This is a genomic window from Gandjariella thermophila (genome assembly GCF_005405885.1).
GTDB classification, from domain to species: domain Bacteria; phylum Actinomycetota; class Actinomycetes; order Mycobacteriales; family Pseudonocardiaceae; genus Gandjariella; species Gandjariella thermophila.
Map to the genome: position 1 here is coordinate 94,819 of NZ_BJFL01000010.1, position 17,113 is coordinate 111,931.

At 73.4% G+C, this 17,113-nt stretch carries 12 protein-coding genes; 9 read left to right on the top strand and 3 right to left on the bottom strand.

Annotation, left to right across the window (positions count from 1 at the left end; translation table 11 throughout):
- Window positions 1-24: 24 nt before the first annotated feature.
- Window positions 25-2,892 carry a leucine--tRNA ligase gene (leuS, locus tag FFT21_RS12555; protein WP_137814011.1) on the bottom strand — a complete coding sequence of 956 codons (2,868 nt, stop codon included), beginning with the start codon at window positions 2,890-2,892 and terminating at the stop codon, window positions 25-27.
- 281 nt (window positions 2,893-3,173) lie between these two features.
- Here leuS and FFT21_RS12560 point away from each other — a divergent pair, with 281 nt between their 5' ends.
- Complete coding sequence (locus tag FFT21_RS12560; RefSeq protein ID WP_137814012.1) at window positions 3,174-4,547, top strand: outer membrane protein assembly factor BamB family protein; 1,374 nt, start codon at window positions 3,174-3,176, stop codon at window positions 4,545-4,547.
- Between the two features lie 72 nt (window positions 4,548-4,619).
- Entirely contained in the window at window positions 4,620-4,991 is a 372-nt protein-coding gene (locus tag FFT21_RS12565) for an SdpI family protein (protein WP_137814072.1), read from the top strand.
- Between the two features lie 46 nt (window positions 4,992-5,037).
- Here the strand turns inward: FFT21_RS12565 and FFT21_RS12570 are convergent, their stop codons facing one another.
- Window positions 5,038-5,655 (bottom strand): YqgE/AlgH family protein, encoded by a 618-nt coding sequence (locus FFT21_RS12570; protein ID WP_192909507.1) that lies wholly within the window; start codon window positions 5,653-5,655, stop codon window positions 5,038-5,040.
- 353 nt (window positions 5,656-6,008) lie between these two features.
- Between FFT21_RS12570 and FFT21_RS12575 the strand changes: the two genes are divergently transcribed.
- The gene (locus FFT21_RS12575; protein WP_137814073.1) at window positions 6,009-7,364 is read left to right on the top strand and encodes an MFS transporter; all 1,356 of its coding nucleotides are present in this window, start codon (window positions 6,009-6,011) and stop codon (window positions 7,362-7,364) included.
- Here the strand turns inward: FFT21_RS12575 and FFT21_RS12580 are convergent, their stop codons facing one another.
- A complete protein-coding gene (locus tag FFT21_RS12580) occupies window positions 7,365-8,774 on the bottom strand; it encodes a CCA tRNA nucleotidyltransferase (RefSeq protein WP_225978347.1) in 1,410 nt (469 codons plus the stop codon).
- A 199-nt stretch (window positions 8,775-8,973) separates the two neighbouring features.
- Between FFT21_RS12580 and FFT21_RS12585 the strand changes: the two genes are divergently transcribed.
- The 6 genes from FFT21_RS12585 (at window position 8,974) to FFT21_RS12610 (ending at window position 17,050) form a co-directional block, all read left to right on the top strand.
- The gene (locus FFT21_RS12585) at window positions 8,974-9,528 is read left to right on the top strand and encodes an NUDIX hydrolase (protein WP_137814015.1); all 555 of its coding nucleotides are present in this window, start codon (window positions 8,974-8,976) and stop codon (window positions 9,526-9,528) included.
- A gap of 70 nt (window positions 9,529-9,598) precedes the next feature.
- The gene (locus FFT21_RS12590) at window positions 9,599-12,052 is read left to right on the top strand and encodes a DUF6049 family protein (RefSeq protein WP_137814016.1); all 2,454 of its coding nucleotides are present in this window, start codon (window positions 9,599-9,601) and stop codon (window positions 12,050-12,052) included.
- Entirely contained in the window at window positions 12,049-13,710 is a 1,662-nt protein-coding gene (murJ, locus tag FFT21_RS12595; protein ID WP_225978348.1) for a murein biosynthesis integral membrane protein MurJ, read from the top strand. Before FFT21_RS12590 ends, murJ begins: the two co-directional genes overlap by 4 nt.
- A gap of 269 nt (window positions 13,711-13,979) precedes the next feature.
- Window positions 13,980-15,554, top strand: a complete 1,575-nt coding sequence (locus FFT21_RS12600; RefSeq protein WP_137814017.1) for a protein kinase family protein — start codon at window positions 13,980-13,982, stop codon at window positions 15,552-15,554.
- Between the two features lie 96 nt (window positions 15,555-15,650).
- Window positions 15,651-16,262, top strand: a complete 612-nt coding sequence (gene sigM / locus FFT21_RS12605; RefSeq protein WP_137814018.1) for an RNA polymerase sigma factor SigM — start codon at window positions 15,651-15,653, stop codon at window positions 16,260-16,262.
- The gene (locus FFT21_RS12610; RefSeq protein WP_137814019.1) at window positions 16,259-17,050 is read left to right on the top strand and encodes an RsmA family anti-sigma factor; all 792 of its coding nucleotides are present in this window, start codon (window positions 16,259-16,261) and stop codon (window positions 17,048-17,050) included. The genes sigM and FFT21_RS12610 overlap by 4 nt, the downstream gene beginning before the upstream one ends.
- Window positions 17,051-17,113 lie beyond the last annotated feature (63 nt).

Here is a 17,113-nt window from a genome sequence, read left to right on the forward strand (position 1 = left end):
CCCCGGCGGGATCAGGGCCAGAGTTCACACCACCACGTTGACCAGCCGACCGGGCACCACGATCACCTTGCGCGGCTGCCGGCCCTCCAGCAGCGCCACGATCTTCTCCTCGGCCAGCGCCGCGGCGCGCACCTCGTCCTGCCCGGCCGAGGCCGGAACCACCACCCGCGAGCGCACCTTGCCGTTGACCTGGATCGGGTACTCGGCGGTGTCCTCGACCAGGTACCGCTCGTCCGCCTCGGGGAACGGCCCGTGCGCCAGGGAGTGCTCGTGGCCCAGCAGCGACCACAGCTCCTCGGCCAGGTGCGGGCTCAGCGGCGCCAGCATCAGCACCATCGGCTCGGCCACCGCGCGCGGCGTGCCGTCCCCGTTGCCCGGACCGAACGTCTTGGTGACGTGGTTGTTCAGCTCGATCAGCCGGGCGATGCCGGTGTTGTAGCGCAGGTTCGCGAAGTTCTCCCGGACCTCGGCGATCGTGCGGTGCAGCACCCGCAGCGTCTCGGCGTCCGGCTGCTCCTCGGACACCCGCGGCGCACCGGTGTGCTCGTCCACCAGGTTGCGCCACAGCCGCTGCAGGAAGCGGTGCGCGCCCACGACATCCTTGGTGGCCCACGGCCGGGAGACATCCAGCGGCCCCATGGCCATCTCGTACAGCCGGAACGTGTCGGCCCCGTAGCCGTCGCACATCTCGTCCGGGGTGACCACGTTCTTCAGGCTCTTGCCCATCTTGCCGTACTCCTGGTTGACCTCCTGGCCGTTCCAGAAGAACCGCCCGTCGCGCTCCTCGACCTCCTCAGCCGGCACGTACGTGCCGCGCGCGTCGGTGTAGGCGTAGGCCTGGATGTAGCCCTGGTTGTACAGCCGGCGGTACGGCTCCTCGCTGGACACGTAGCCCAGGTCGTACAGCACCTTGTGCCAGAACCGGGAGTACAGCAGGTGCAGCACGGCGTGCTCGACGCCGCCGACGTACAGGTCGACACCGCCCGGATCGTCCTGGCCGTGCTCCGCCGGCCGCGGCCCCATCCAGTACCGCTCGTTCTCCGGCGCGCAGAACTGCTCGTCGTTGTACGGATCCAGGTAGCGCAGCTGGTACCAGCAGGACCCGGCCCACTGCGGCATCACGTTCGTGTCCCTGCGGTAGCGCTTCGGCCCGTCCCCCAGGTCCAGTTCCACCTCGACCCAGTCGGTGGCCTTGGCCAGCGGCGGCGCCGGCTCAGAGTCCCGGTCGTCCGGGTCGTAGGTGCCCGGCGAGAAGTCCGGCACGTCGGGCAGTTCCACCGGCAGCATGTGCTCCGGCAGCGCCACCGGCAGGCCGTCCTCGTCGTACACGACCGGGAACGGCTCGCCCCAGTACCGCTGCCGGGAGAACAGCCAGTCGCGCAGCTTGTACTGCACCGAGCCCTCGCCGTGGCCGTGCTCCTCCAGCCACTGAATGATCGTCTTCTTGGCCTCGTCGATGCCCAGGCCGTCCAGGAAGCCGCTGTTGATCGCCGGGCCCTCGCCGATGTACGCCTCGCCGTCGAAACCCTCCGGCGGCCGGACGGTACGGATGATCGGCAGCCCGAACTCCCGGGCGAAGTCCCAGTCACGCTGGTCCTGGCCGGGCACCGCCATGATCGCCCCGGTGCCGTAGCCCATCAGCACGTAGTCGGCGACGAACACCGGGATCGCCGCGCCGTTCACCGGGTTGGTCGCGAAGGCACCGGTGAAAACCCCGGTCTTGTCCCGGCTCTCCTGGCGGTCCAGCTCCGACTTCTGCGAAGCGGCCAGCCGGTACGCCGCCACCGCCTCGGGCGGGGTGGCCGCGCCGCCCGTCCACCGAGAGTCCACATCGGACGGCCAGGTGGTCGCGGTGATCTCGTCGACCAGCGGGTGCTCGGGCGCCAGCACCAGGTAGGTGGCGCCGAAGACGGTGTCCGGTCGAGTGGTGAACACGTCCACGCCGTGCTCGCCCACCGGGAAGCGGATCCGCGCGCCGTACGAGCGGCCGATCCAGTTCCGCTGCATGGTCTTGACCTTCTCCGGCCAGTCCAGGCGGTCCAGGTCATCGGCCAGGCGGTCGGCGTACGCGGTGATCCGCATCATCCACTGCCGCAGGTTGCGGCGGAACACCGGGAAGTTGCCGCGCTCGCTGCGGCCGTCCGCGGTGACCTCCTCGTTGGCCAGGACCGTGCCCAGCCCGGGGCACCAGTTCACCGGCGCCTCGTCGAGGTACACCAGGCGGTACGAGTCGATGATCTTCCGTTGCTCCACCCGGCTCAGCTCGCCCCAGGGCCGGCCGTCCGGTGTGGCCCGCCTGCCCTCGGCGAACTCCGCCTCCAGCTCGGGGATCGGGCGGGCCTTTCGCGCGTTCGTGTCGTACCAGGAGCCGAAGATCTTCAGGAAGATCCACTGCGTCCAGCGGTAGTACGGGATGTCCGTGGTGGCGATCCGGCGGCGCTCGTCGTGCCCCAGGCCCAGCCGGCGGATCTGCGCCAGGTACCGCTCGATGTTCGCCTCGGTGGTGGTCCTCGGATGCGTCCCGGTCTGCACCGCGTACTGCTCGGCGGGCAGGCCGAACGCGTCGAAGCCCATGGTGTGCAGCACGTTGCGGCCCAGCATCCGGTTGAACCGGGCGAAGACGTCGGTGCCGATGAAGCCCAGCGGATGGCCCACGTGCAGCCCGGCGCCGGACGGGTACGGGAACATGTCCTGCACGAACAGCTTGTCCTCGGGCACCGGTCCGGCCAGCGAACCGACTGGGTTCGGCGCGTGGAACGTGCCGTGCCGCTCCCAGTACGCCTGCCAGCGACGCTCGATCTCCGCGGCCAGCTCGGCGGTGTAGCGGTGCGCCGGCACCGCCTCGGCGGCCGCGGTGGATGTCCCGGGGTTGCCGGTCCCGCCGTCACTCATCGCAAACGTTCCTCTCTCCGCGGGTCTGCGCGCCCACGATCCCGTCGGCAGGGCACGTCTCGCCGGTGGCGTCGCGTCCCGTGGAAGGGTGCCCCGCCTCGTCCACGCCCCTGACAACACAAAACCCCTCAGCCCGACCAGGGGCATGAGGGGTCGCCGCGCTGACCTCTGAACCGGATCAGCGCGGCCAGCGAAGAAGCAGGCGGGCCATGGGACGAGGATAGCGCACGGGTCCGAGTCGATTCCGCAGGTCCGTACCGGACGACGGGTGGCGATACCACATGCGTAGACCGCTTCTTGCGACGATCGTCGTGCCGCTGCTGCTGGCCGCGGCATGCGGCACCGGCGGGTCGGCCGGGGACCCGGCCGGCATCCCGCCCACCACCAACGCGGACCGGCACGCGTCCGCGCCGCTCGGCCCGGACGACTGGCCCACCTACCACCGGGACAACGCGCGCACCGGGTTCGTGCCGGCCTTCCCCGCGCCGGCCAACCCGGCCGTGGCGTGGCGGGCCGGCCTGGACGGCGCGGTGTACGGGCAGCCGCTGGTGGTCGGCGGCCGGGTGCTGGTGGCCACCGAGAACGACACGCTGTACGCCCTGGACCCGGCCACCGGCGCGGTGCGCTGGTCCACCCACGTGGGCACGCCGGTGGCGAAGTCGACGCTGCCCTGCGGCAACATCGATCCGCTCGGCGTCACCGGCACGCCGGTCTACGACCCGGCCACCTCCCGGGTGTTCGCCGTGGCGGAGACCACCGGCGGCCGGCACGAGCTGGTCGGGGCGAACGTGGACACCGGCCGGATCGAGGTGCGGGTGGAGGTCGAACCGCCCAGGGGCGACCGCACGGTGCACCAGCAGCGCGCCGCGCTGACCGTGCTGAACGACCGGGTGCACATCGCCTACGGCGGGCTTTACGGGGACTGCGGCGACTACTTCGGCACGGTGGTGTCGGTGTCCACCGCGGGCACCGACCCGCGCTCCTACACCGTGCCGACCAGCCGGGAGGCGGGCATCTGGGCTCCGGGCGGCGCGGTGGTGGACGGCGAGCGGCTGCTCTACTCGATCGGCAACGGCGAGGCCACCTCCAGTTTCGACGACAGCGACTCGGTCACCGCCCTGGACGCGAACCTGCGCCGGGTGGACCTGTTCGCGCCGGCCACCTGGGCGGAGGACAACCGGAAGGACCTCGACCTCGGCTCTGGCGGCCCGACACTGCTCGGCCCGTGGGTGCTCATGGCGGGCAAGTCCGGCACCGGGTACGTGCTGGACCGCAACCGGCTCGGCGGCATCGGCGGGCAGCGCGGCCAGGGCTCGGTGTGCAAGTCCTACGGCGGCAGTGCGGTCGCCGGCGACACCGCCTATCTGCCGTGCCTGGACGGTCCGAGGGCGGTCACCGTCGGTGCCGACGGCACGCCGAGCGTGCGCTGGAAGGCCGCGGTCCCGGCGAACGGCTCCCCGGTCGTGGGCGGGGACGCGGTGTGGGTACCGGACTGGCGCGCCGGCGTGCTGTACGCGCTGGACCGGGCGACCGGCGCGGTCCGGGCGCAGGTCGCGGTCGGCCAACTGCCGCACTTCGCCTCGCCGACGCTGTCCGGCCGCCGTGTCTACCTGGGCACGATGAGCGGCGTGGTAGCCGTGGACGCGGCCAGGTAGCCCGCCGTTTACCCTCGTCCCGTGAACCTTGCCGCCGCCGAGTCCGCGCCCGCCGCCCTGCGGGCCACCGCCCTGGTCGTGCTGGCCGTCGCCGGGCTGGGATTGGCCGTGATCGGTTACCTGGGTTGGCGCGCCCGGTTGCCGCGCAACCGCTTCGCCGGGGTGCGCACCCCCGCCGCGATGCGCTCCGACGACGCGTTCCGCGTCGCCAACCAGGTGGCCGGCATCCCGGTGATGGTGGCCGGGCTGGTCGGCGTGTTCGGCGGGGTGGCCGCGTTCTTCCTGCCCTCGGCCCCGGCCACGGTCACCGCCCTGGTCATTGTGGTGCTGGGCATGGGTGGCCTGGCGGTGGCCGGCGGCGTGCTCGGCAGCCGGGCGGCCGGAGCGGTACCCGAGCCCCGGGCCGGCGGCTGCGCCGGGTGCTGCTGCGGCGGCTGCGGCTGAGCCTGTTTCACGTGAATCCGGGTGTTCGTGCACCCGGCGCGCCGGATCAGTTGCGCTGCAGGTCAATCGGGTGCGTGGCGAGCAGCGCCAGCGGCATGCCCTGGCGGCGGAGCACCCGGCCCCACAGGTCGGCGCCCATCGGGGCGAGCACGTCGTCCGGCAGCCCGGGCACGACCACCCAGTCACCCCGCTCGATCTCGCCGGCCAACTGATCGGCACCCCAGCCGGCGTAGCCCGCGAACACCCGCATCCCGCGCACCCGAGGGACCAGCACGTCCGGGTCGGAGTCGAGGTCGACCAGGGCGACCGGGCCGTGCACGGCGATCACCCCGTCCAACTCGCCGACCACCTGCCCGGTGCGCAGCGCAGCCAGGCACAGCGCCGTCTTCTGCTCCACCGGCCCGCCCACGTACACCGCCTGCGGGCGGCTCACGTGCGGCCCCCATGCGGGCAGCACGTCGTGCACGGCGATCTCGCTCGGCCGGTTGAGCACCACGCCGAGCGTGCCCTCCGCACGGTGGTCGATCACGTAGACCACGGTGCGCCGAAAGTTCGGGTCGAGCAGACTCGGCGCGGCCACGAGCAGCGTTCCGGGCTCGACGTCTGCGTCTGGTCGCACGGACACATGATCCCACCCGGCGCCGACGGTTCGGGCACCAAGCATGGGGCCGGCGGGAACAACGCGGCCCGGCCTCGCGTTGGGTGAGATGTCGGGCGTCATCGAGTCCCCCGGGCCCACCAGACAAGAGCCTTCGCGGAATACCGTTCGGCTGGAGCCGCGTCGCGCCATTCGCCGAGAGGCGACCGGGGCGCCCGACCCCGTACTGGCCGAGTCCCACCGGATTCGGCCAGTACGGTTTCCGGGCCAGGTCCCCGCCGCATCCCCGGGGCCACCGACCGCACCGGCGGTGGAGTGTTCGCCCGCGCGAACCGTCCCACGACCATGCCGCCGCCCCTAGGCTCGGAAGCGTGAGACCCGCAGCCGGTGCCGCGGCCGGCACGCCCAGCAGCGCCGCCATCCCGGATCCGGCAGGCCAGCGACGTCGGCTCGGACCGAGGCGGCTGCTCGCGCAGCGCGGCTACCGCCGGCTGCTGGCCAGCCGGTTGGCGGCGCAGTGGGGGGACGGCGTGTTCCAGGCCGGGCTGGCCGGTGCGGTGCTGTTCAACCCGGAGCGGCAGACCGACCCGCTCGCCATCGCCGGCGGATTCGCCGTGCTGCTGCTGCCGTACTCGGGGATCGGCCCGTTCGCCGGCGCGCTGCTGGACCGCTGGGACCGGCGCCGGGTGCTGGTGGTGGCAAACCTGCTGCGGGGAGTGTTGGTCCTACTCACCGCGCTGCTGGTAGGTGCCGGGGTGGGCGGCGCCGGCCTGTACGCGGCGGCGCTGCTGGTTACCGGCGTGAGCCGGTTCGTCAACTCGGGGCTTTCCGCGTCGCTGCCGCACCTGGTCCGGGATCGCTACCTGGTGGAGGGGAACGCGTTCGCGGTCACCTCCGGCGCGGTGATCTCGGTGGTCGGCGCGGCCTGCGCGGTCGGGCTGCGCGGGCTGTTCGGCGCCGGCAACCACGGCTCGGCGCTGACCACCGCGGTGGCCGTGCTCGGCTCGCTGACGGCCGCTTCCCTCGCCGGCCGGTTCGCCCGCGGCTCGCTGGGGCCGGACGCGGTCGACGAGCCGGCCGCCACGATGGTGGCCGTGGCGCACGGCCTGCTGGACGGCGGCCGCGCCGCGCTGCGTGCCACCGGGGTGGCCGCCGGGTTCGCCGCGTTGCTGGCGCACCGGGCGGCGTTCGGCGCCTCGCTGCTGATGACCGTGCTGCTGCTGCGCTACTCCTTCCACGACATCGGTCCGCTGCGGGCCGGGCTGCCCGGCCTGGGCGAGGCGGCCACAGCGGGCGGCGCGGGGCTGCTGGCCGCCGGGCTGGTCACCGCGCGCATCGTCGCCCGGTTCGGCCGGCCGGTCGCGGTCTGCGGCGCGCTGCTGCTGGCCGCGGTCGCCCAGCTCGGGCTGGGCCTGCCGATGACGCTGCCCGCCGTGCTGCTGGCCGCGTTCCTGGTCACCGGCACCGGTCAGGTGGTGAAGCTGTGCGTGGACGCGGCCGTCCAGCAGGAGGTGGGCGACGAGACCCGGGGCCGCGTGTTCTCCGTGTACGACATGCTGTTCAACGTCACGCAGGTGGTCGCGATCACGGTGACCGCGATGCTGGTGCCGACCGACGGCCGCTCGCCCGGGCTGGTGGTCGCCGCCACCCTGGTCTACCTGGTCGGGCTGGTGGGGTACCTGCTCGTGCGGCGCGCCCGGCGCGGCACCACGGCGGCGCACCGCCAACCGGCTGGCACGGCCTGCGCGCCGGCGCCGAGGGGTGCCTCCGAGTAGCTACTCGGCCGGCGGCTCGACGCCGTTCTCCCTGGCCCAGCGCAGCAACTCGGCCTCGGCCTCCTCGCGGGTCAGCGGGCCGCGGTCCAGCCGCAACTCCTTGAGGTGCCGCCACGCCCTGCCGACCAGCGGGCCGGGCGGGATGCCGAGCAGCCGCATGATCTCGTTGCCGTCCAGGTCGGGGCGGACCCTGGCCAGGTCCTCCTCCTCGGCGATCCGCGCGATCCGCGCCTCGAGGTCGTCGTAGGAGCGCTGCAGCGCCTGCGCCTTGCGCCGGTTACGGGTGGTGCAGTCGGCCCGCACCAGCTTGTGCAGCCGGGGCAGCAGGTCCCCGGCGTCGGTGACGTAGCGGCGCACCGCCGAGTCGGTCCACTCGCCGCGGCCGTAGCCGTGGAAGCGCAGGTGCAGGTAGACCAGTTTGGCCACGTCCTCGACCACGTCCTTGGGGAAGCGCAGCGCGCGCAGCCGCTTGCGGGCCAGCTTCGCGCCGACCACCTCGTGGTGGTGGAAGCTCACCCCGCCGCCCGGCTCGAACCGGCGGGTGGCCGGCTTGCCGATGTCGTGCAGCAGCGCGGCCAGCCGCAGCACCAGGTCGGGGGAGGAGTCCCGGTCCTCCAGGTCGATCGCCTGGTCCAGCACGACCAGCGAGTGGTGGTAGACGTCCTTGTGCTGGTGGTGCTCGTCGATCTCCAGCCGCATCGCCGGCACCTCGGGCAGCACGTACTCGGCCAGCCCGGTGTCCACCAGCAGTTCGACGCCCTTGCGCGGGTGCGCGCCGCAGATCAGCTTGGTCAGCTCCACCTGGACCCGCTCGGCGGTGATCCGCTCGATCTGCTCGGCCATCGCCCGCATCGCGTCGACCACCCTGGGCGCCGCGGTGAACCCGAGCTGACTTTCGAACCGGGCGGCGCGGAGCATGCGCAGCGGATCGTCGGCGAAGGAATCCTCCGGAGCGGCCGGCGTGTCCAGCCGCCCGGCGAGCAGCGCGTCCATCCCGCCGTACGGGTCGATGAACCGCTGCTCGGTGAGGTCGACCGCCATCGCGTTGACGGTGAAGTCCCTGCGCAGCAGGTCACCCTCGATGGTGTCACCGAAGGTCACCTCGGGATTGCGGGACACCCGGTCGTAGGTCTCGGAGCGGAACGTGGTGATCTCCACCGTGGTGCCGCCCCGGGACGCGCCGACGGTGCCGAACGCGATCCCGGTGTCCCACACCGCGTCGGCCCAGCCGGAGACGATCTTCAGAACCTTGCCCGGGCGGGCGTCGGTGGTGAAGTCCAGGTCGCCGGCCAGCCTCCCGAGCAGGGCGTCCCGCACGCTGCCGCCGACCAGGTACAGGCGGTGACCCGCGGCGGTGAACCGCTTGGCCAGCTCGCCGACGACCGGGGACACCCGCAGCAGCTCCACCACTGCATTCTGCTGCGCCTGCGCCCGGCTACGGGCAGGCGCACGCGAAGTGCCCGGCCGAGGGTGCTCGGTGTGACTGAGGGTGCGCGAGGTGGCTGCTGCGGAGCGGGACACGGGATATCAGGGTAACGGTCCGCTACCGTCACCTCGCGCACACGACGTACCACGGGCGGGGGTCCCGGCCGCCATTACCATCGGCTCCATGCCCCCGTCGCCCGGACGTTCCGGCGGTACCAAGCCGGGGCGCCGGACCCGGCGCCGGGGCCGTCGGCTGCGTACCGTTGACGAGACCTCGGCCGGTGGTCTGGTGCTGGATCCACGTCGCACGCGGGCCGCCGTCATCGGCCGGTTGGACCGCGGGGGCAGGCTGCTGTGGTCGCTACCGAAGGGCCACATCGAGCCGGGAGAGACGGCGGAGCAGACCGCGGTGCGCGAGGTGGCCGAGGAGACCGGGATCGAGAGCAGGGTGCTGCACCCGCTTGGCACCATCGACTACTGGTTCGTCGCGGAGGACCGCAGGGTGCACAAGACCGTCCACCACTTCCTGCTGGAAGCGATGGGCGGTGAGCTTTCCGACGAGGACGTGGAGGTCACCGAGGTGGCGTGGGTGCCGCTGGGTGAACTGGAGGAGCTGCTCGCCTACGCGGACGAGCGCCGCCTGGTGCGCCGGGCGACCGAACTGCTCACCGAACCGGCCGGCGAGTTCGGCGGCACCGAGGCGGCTGCCCGGCGCGCCAGCGGAGCGGAGATCCAATGACCCCGCCGCGGCACGCCGGCCTACTACAGCGCACGCCGTGGCCGACCGAGGCGCGAGAGAGGGAGCGCGCGTGAGTCGGCTGCTGGCGGCCATCGTGGCGGCCGGCTTCGCGCTGGTCAGCTCTCCGGTCACGGCACAGGCCGGCACGGATCGTCCGGTGCGCGCGCCGTCAGCCGCCCCGGCCGCCGCCCGGGTGGACCAGCGACCGCCGGCCGACGCACTCCTCCCCGGCCGGGCGGCGGGCCGACCCGCCGAGATGCCCGTCGCGGCCGCGAACCAGTCCGGCGCCGCCAGCCGGATCCACCTCGAGGTCACCGGGCTGACTCCGCGCACGGTCACCGCGGACGGCCCGCCGACCGTCGTGGTCACCGGGAAGGTGACCAACACCGGCGACCGCCGGATCGACGACGTGGCCGTCCGGCTGCAGCGCGGCGACGCGGTGACCACCGAGGATCGGCTACGTGCCGTGTTGCGCGACCCTCCGCCGGCCGAGCGCGCCTCCTCACGCTGGGTGCCGGTGGCCGCGTTGCTGGAGCCGGGGCAGAGCCAGCCGTTCCGGGTGGAGGCGCCGCTGCAGGGCGCGCAGAGCGGATCGCTGCAGATCGGCGAGCGGGGCGTCTACCCGCTGATGGTGAACGTCAACGGCCAGCCGGACCACGGCGGCCAGGCGCGGCTGGCCGTGCTGAGCACCCTGCTGCCGGTGCTGTCCCTGCCCGGCGGCCCGCCCGCCGGGAAGCCGCCGAACCCGGCGGCGATCACCATGCTGTGGCCGCTGGCCGACCGGCCGCGCCTGGTGGAGACGCTGCCCGGCCAACCCGCGCTGCTCACCGACGACGACCTGACCGAGTCGTTCGGCGCCGGCGGCCGGCTGGCCAACCTGCTGCAGGCCGCCGAGCAGGCCGCAGCGAACCCCGCGGTCGGCGCGTCGCTGTGCCTCGCGGTGGACCCCGACCTGCTGGTCACCGCCCAGGCGATGAGCGGCGGGTACCGGGTCCGCGCCGGTGCGACGACAGTGCCCGGCCGGGGCGTGGACGCGGCCAGGGAGTGGCTGGCCCGGCTGCGCGCGTTCGCCCCGGGGCACTGCCTGATCGCGCTGCCCGCCGCCGACGCCGACCTGGTCACGCTGTCCCGCGCCGACCAGAGCGGGCTGACCAAGCTGGCCCTCTCCGGCACCGACACCCTGCAGGAGATGCTGCGGCCGGCGCAGCCGCTGACCGGAGTGGTGTGGCCGAGCGAGGGGGCGCTGGACGACAGGACGCTGGGCAACCTGGCCGCCGACGGGGTGACCAGCGTGCTGGTCTCCCCGGACAGCATGCGCCCGAACGCCGGCAGCCAGCCGGTCGCGCTCACCGCGGCCCGGGCGCGCGTGCGCGGCGTCCGGCTGGATCCGCTGCTGGCCGCCGCGCTCGGCGGGGCTGCCGGTCAGCCGCGCGCCGCCGGGGTGACCACCGCGGCCGACGAACCCTCGCTGGCGGTGCAGAACGGGCTGGCCGCGCTGGCGTTCCGCACCGAGTTCACCGGCGACCCCGGCCGTACCGTGGTGATCGCCCCGCCGCACGTCTGGAACGCGTCCCCGGGTGAGCTCGGCGCCCTGGTGGACGCGCTGCAGAACCTCTTCGCCGGCCGGATCGCCGTGCCCGTGGGCCTCGCCCAACTGGTCGGCGGTCCGATGCCGGCGCAGCCGGCGGCGCTCGCGTACCCGCCCCAGGACGCGCCGGCCACGTTGCCCGCGGCGGTGACCGACGACGTGACCGCCGCGGAGAACACGCTGACCGACCTGACCAGCGCGATGCAGAAGGACGTCAGCGGCAACATCGGCCCGGCCGAGTTCGCCGTGCCGTTCGCCAGGAACGTGCTGCGCAGCGAGTCCAGCGGGTGGCGGGGTGACGAGGCCGCGGCCCGTGGCGCGCTGCGGGACGCCACCGAGCAGACGGCGGCGCTGCAGGGCAGGGTCACCGTGGTGCCACCGACCAACCCGCTGTCCTGGGCCTCCGGCGACAGCCTGCTGCCCGCGCTGGTGACCAACGAGCTGCCGGTGCAGGTGGTCGTCCGGGTGGTGCTCGGCGACACCCAGGGCGTGCGGCCGCAGGCCTACGATTCCCAGCTCATTCCTGCGATGCAGCGCCGTACCCTGTACATCCCGGTGCAGGTGCTCCGGTCCGGGCGACTGTCGGTCGACGTGCGGCTCACCACGCCTTCGGGCACGCCGCTGGGCACAGCCGCCCGGTTCGAGGCCACCTCCACCGCGTACAGCACGGTCACGATCGTCATCACGGCGACCGCCGCGGCGGCACTGGTGCTGCTCGTCGCCCGGCGGATCTACCGGCGGGTGCGGTCGAGCCGGCGCGGGGCCGGGGCGCACGACACCGCGCGTGGCGTGCGGCTGCCGGTGAACGGATCGGTGGCGGTCGACGATGTCCAGACGGGCGGCCGGACGAGCGAGCGGGGGCGAGCGGACCGGCCGGAGCCAGCACCCCGGCCGCCGGCCGGGGTGCCCGGTGAAGAGGGGTCGAGCGGGAGTTGAGCGACGACACGACGGCCACCATCGTGATCGAACAGGTCATCCCCTCGGACGGTCACGGGGACGAGACCCCCTCGCTGGCCAGAGCCAGCGGGTCGATGGCGATCGCCACCCTGTTCAGCCGGATCACCGGGTTCGTGTCCAAGCTGGTGATCGCCTGGCTGATCGGCTTCAGCGTGATCAACGACTCCTACACGATCGCCAACACGCTGCCGAACCAGGTGTTCGAACTGCTCATCGGCGGGGTGCTGACCAGCGTGGTGATCCCGCTGCTGGTGCGCGCGCAGGATGACCCGGACGGCGGAGTGCTCTACACCCAGAAGCTGCTCACGGTGGGGTTGGTCGTGCTGGCCGCCGGCACCGTCGTGTCGATCGCGGCCGCTCCGCTGATCGTGCGGATGTTCATCGACTCCTCGGCCGGGCAGTCCAACCCGGAACTGGCCACCGCGTTCGCCTACCTGCTGCTTCCGGAGATCTTCTTCTACGGCCTGGGCGCGCTGCTGGGCGCGATTCTCAACGCCAAGAACGTGTTCGGCCCGCCCGCGTGGGCCCCGGTGCTGAATAACCTGGTGGTGATCGTCACCGCGGCCGTCTACTACGTGGCGCCCGGCACGATCTCGCTGAACCCGGTCCGGATGGGCGACGCCAAGCTGCTCATCCTGGGGCTCGGCACCACGCTCGGCATCGTGGTGCAGGCGCTGGTGCTGGTCCCGCCGCTGCTGCGGCTGGGCTTCCCGCTGCGCTGGCGGTGGGGATGGGACTCGCGGCTCTCCGAGTTCGGCGGGCTCGCGCTGTGGGTGCTCGGCTACGTGGCGGTCAGCCAGGTCGGCTACGTGGTGGTCAACCGGGTGGCCACCGCCGGCGAGCCGGGCGGGGTGACCATCTACAGCTACTCCTGGCTGCTGCTACAGGTGCCGTACGGGGTGCTCGGCGTCTCGCTGCTCACCGCGATCATGCCGAGGATGAGCCGGGCCGCCGCCGACGGGGACACCCAGGGCGTGATCGACCACCTGGCGCACGGCAGCCGGCTCACCGCGGTGATGCTGGTACCGATCAGCGCGCTGATGACGGTGCTCGGTCCCTCGCTCAGCGACGCGCTGTTCTCGCTGGGCAAGGGTGGCGCGGACGCCGGCCGGCTCGGTCTGGCGCTGACCGCCTCGGCGTTCGGCTTGCTGCCGTTCTCGGTCACGCTGCTGCAACTGCGGGTGTTCTACGCGCTGAAGGACGCGCGCACCCCCACCCTCATCATGATCATCATGATCGCGGTGAAGGTGCCGCTGTCCTACCTGTGCCCGGTGCTGCTGTCCCCGGACGCGATCGTGTTCGGCCTGGTCTTCGTCAACTCGCTGAGCTTCGTGGTGGGCGTGGTGGTCGGTGAGGTCTGGCTGCGCGCCCGGTTGGGCCGCACCGGCACCCGCGGCGTGCTGGTGTGCACCGGGAAGACGCTGATCGCATCGGTGTGGGGCTCGGCTGCGGCGCTGCTGGTCAGCCAACTCGCCGACCGGGTGCTGCCGAACTGGCCTGCGGCCAACGCGTGGCTGTCCCTGCTGGTGGGCGGCACGCTCGGCATGGTGTGCGCGTTCGGGATGATGGCCGTGCTCGGGGTGGACGAGCTGCGCCCGGTGATGAACCGGATCACCCGGCTGGCCGCACGTCGCTGACCTGCGTCGTCGATCCTCAGCCGGCGCCATCACGTAGGCTCGGGCACGGTATGTGACGGCACGGGCGCGGATGCCGATGGCCGCGGCGGCGGCCCGGAGTCGTCGAACACGTGGGAGGGCCGGGCGAAGACGGGAGACCTTCGGTGCGGAGAGTGCTCCCCTGATGCGCGTGTCGAGCCATGATGCCCGAGGTGCCCACGGTGCGCGCGCCGCCGTCCGCTCCGCCGACAGGGTCGCGGGGGCGCGCGAGGCCGCGAGAGGGAGGCAGCGTGAGCGGTAGTCCGACCGAGCACACGGCACGCCACCAGGACGGCGCCGGTGGCGGCGGATCGGGCACGCTGCTTCCCGGTGCGGTACTCGGCGCGGGCCGGTACCGCCTGCTCGCCCAGGCCGGGTCCGACGCCCGCGCCGGTGCCGGGTTGTGGCGGGCCAGGGACGGTCAGCTCAAGCGGGACGTGGCGCTCACGGTGCTGCTCGGCGATCCGGCCGACCCGGCGGCGGCCGGCCGGGCCAGGCGCACGCTGGAGCGCGCCATGCACGCGGCCAGCTTCGTCCACCCCGGCGTGGCCCGCGTGCTGGACGTGCTCAGCCCGGGCAACGGGGTCAAGCCGACCGAGGGCATCCTCGGCATGGTCGTCGCCGAGTGGACGCAGGGCACCGACCTGGTGGACCTGGTCGCCGACGGCCCGCTGCCGCACGCCACCACCTGCCGGCTGCTGGAGCCGCTGGCCGCGGCGGTGGAGGGCGCGCATCACGCCGGCCTGGTACTGGGCACCGATCATCCGCAGCGCATCCGGGTGACCGCGGACGGCCGGTTGCGGCTGGCGTTTCCCGGGCCGCTGCCCGACGCGGTGGCGCAGGATGACGTCCGTGGCCTGGGTGCCGTGCTCTACCTGCTGCTGACCGGCCGCTGGGCGCTTCCGGGCGGGCCGGAGGGCCTGCCCGCCGCACCGCAGGGGCCGGGCGGCTCGGTCGTCGCGCCGCGCAGCCTGCAACCGGCGGTCCCGCATGCGCTGTCCAGCGTCGCGGTGCGCAGCCTCGAGAACACCAGCGTCGGCGGCATCCGCACCAGCGCGGCCATCCTCCAGGTGCTCGCCGAGGTGGCCGAGGCCGAGTTGCAGGCCACCCAGCCGCACCAGATCAGCGACGACCCCGAGGACGAGGTGGTTTGGACCACCCGCAAGCCGGTGCGGGACCCGGAGCAGCAGCGCAAGCTCATGATCGGCGTGGTGGCACTGGTGGTGGCCACCCTCGTGGTGATCGCCTGGCTGGGCATCAGCGTGATCAACTTCTTCAGCGACTCTCCGGCCCAGGGCGGTCCGCCACTGGTGGTGAGCCCGACCACACCGCCGCCGAGCCCGCCGCCCACCTCGGCGCCGCCGCCGACCACCAGCCCCTCGGCGGCCGCCGGGCCGGTGCGACCCTCCGGCATCGTGGTGTACAGCCCGGACGGCGACCCGGACAGCCCGAACCGGGCCAGGCTGGCCATCGACGGCAACCCGGGCACGGTGTGGAAGACCGACAACTACTTCCAGAACTTCCCGGCGCTCAAGTCGGGGATCGGGCTGATGGTCAGCTTCCCGACGGCCGTCCGGCTGGCCGCGGTCACGGTCACCTCGCCCAGCCAGGGCGCGACGGTGGAGATCCGCACCGCACCGTCGGACAACGCCGACCTGGACCAAACCCAGGTGATCGGCTCGGCACCGCTGGGCGCCGGGGACACCCGGATCCCGGTGAACATGCCCGCTCCCGGCCAGCGGGTGCTGATCTGGATCACCTCGCTGGGCGGAGGCGGCCGATCCTTCCAGGCCGCGATCGCGGAACTGGTGTTCCAGCCGGCCTGACCGGTCGGCGTACGGCGGTGAGATCGGCTTGGGGCGACGCTGCGTCGCCCCAAGCACACCTCTGGGTGATCGAGATCACCTCGATATCCTCTTTCCGTGACCGCCGCCGCCAGTTCGGATGCCGACCTGATCGCGGCCCACGCTGCGGGTGACCCGAACGCGTTCACCGAACTGGTGAGGCGGCACCGGGACCGCATGTGGGCGGTGGCCATGCGCACCCTGCGCGATCCCGAGGAAGCTGCGGACGCTCTGCAGGAGGCGTTCATCTCCGCCTACCGGGCGGCGGCCTCGTTCCGCGCCGAGTCGCAGGTGACCACGTGGCTGCACCGCATCGTGGTGAACGCCTGCCTGGACCGCATGCGGCGCAGGCAGGCCCGACCGACGGTGCCGTTACCGGAGGAGGGTCCCGGTGAGCCGGCGGCGCCCAGGGACGTGATGGCCGAGCGGGAGACCCACCTCGTCGTCCAGCAGGCTCTGGACACGCTGCCGGCCGAGCAGCGGCTGCCGATCGTCCTGGTGGACGTGGAGGGATACTCGGTCGCGGAGGCCGCGGAGATCCTCGGCATCGCGCAGGGCACGGTGAAAAGCCGGTGCGCGCGGGGACGGACCCGGCTGGCCAAAGTTCTGGGCCACCTGCGGAACCCCGATGCAGTTGCGAACGTCCCAGATGGCGCGGTGGATGTGCGTCAGCAACGGGAGGGTCGATGACCGGCGACGAGCGCCGTTCCGGGGCGCCGATGGGGCCGCCGTGGTCCGTCGACCTCCTCGCCGACCTGCATGCCGGCGCGCTGGACGAGGCCACCGAGGCGAACCTGCGGCCCAGGGTGGCGGCCGACCCGGAGGCCACGGCCGTGCTGGACGCGCTGGAGCGCACCCGCACGCAACTCGCCTCGCTGCCGCGGCTGACCATGCCGGATGACGTGGCCGCCCGGATCGAGTCCGCGCTGGCCGCCGAGGCACGGCAGGCGGCGATCAGCGCCCCGCCGCGTGGCGCAGCGGCGTCCGAGTCGGCCGCTCCGGTCACCGACCTCGGCGCGGCCCGCCGCCGCCGGAACCGTCGGATGGGCTGGGCCACCGGGTTGCTGGCGACCGCGGCGGCCGCCGGGGTCGTCCTGCTGACCATCCCGCGCGGTCCCGCCCCGTCCACCGCGCCACCTCCCCAGGCCGGCGGCGCGCCCACCGGCGGAGCGTCGACCTCCGGCCCGCTCGCGCTGCGCAGCGGCGACCTCGGTGCCTCGGTGTCGCAGGTGATCGGCGTCACCGACTACGGTCCGCTGCGCGACCAGCAGCGGCTGGCCGGCTGCCTGACCGCCAGCAACGTGGCCGCCGCGGGCCGGCCGCTCGGCGTCCGCCCGGTGGTGCTGGACGGCCAGCCCCGGGTGCTGGCGATCCTGCCCGCCGGCAGGCTCGGCGCGTACCGGCTGCTGGTGATCGACCCGAGCTGTGGCCCTGGTCACCCCGGTGTGCTCTCCGACACCACCATCGGCGCCCGCTGAAGCGTCCTGACCAGCGTTGATACCGCCGGCCCCGGAGCGTCGCCCGGCCGCTGCCACGGTCCA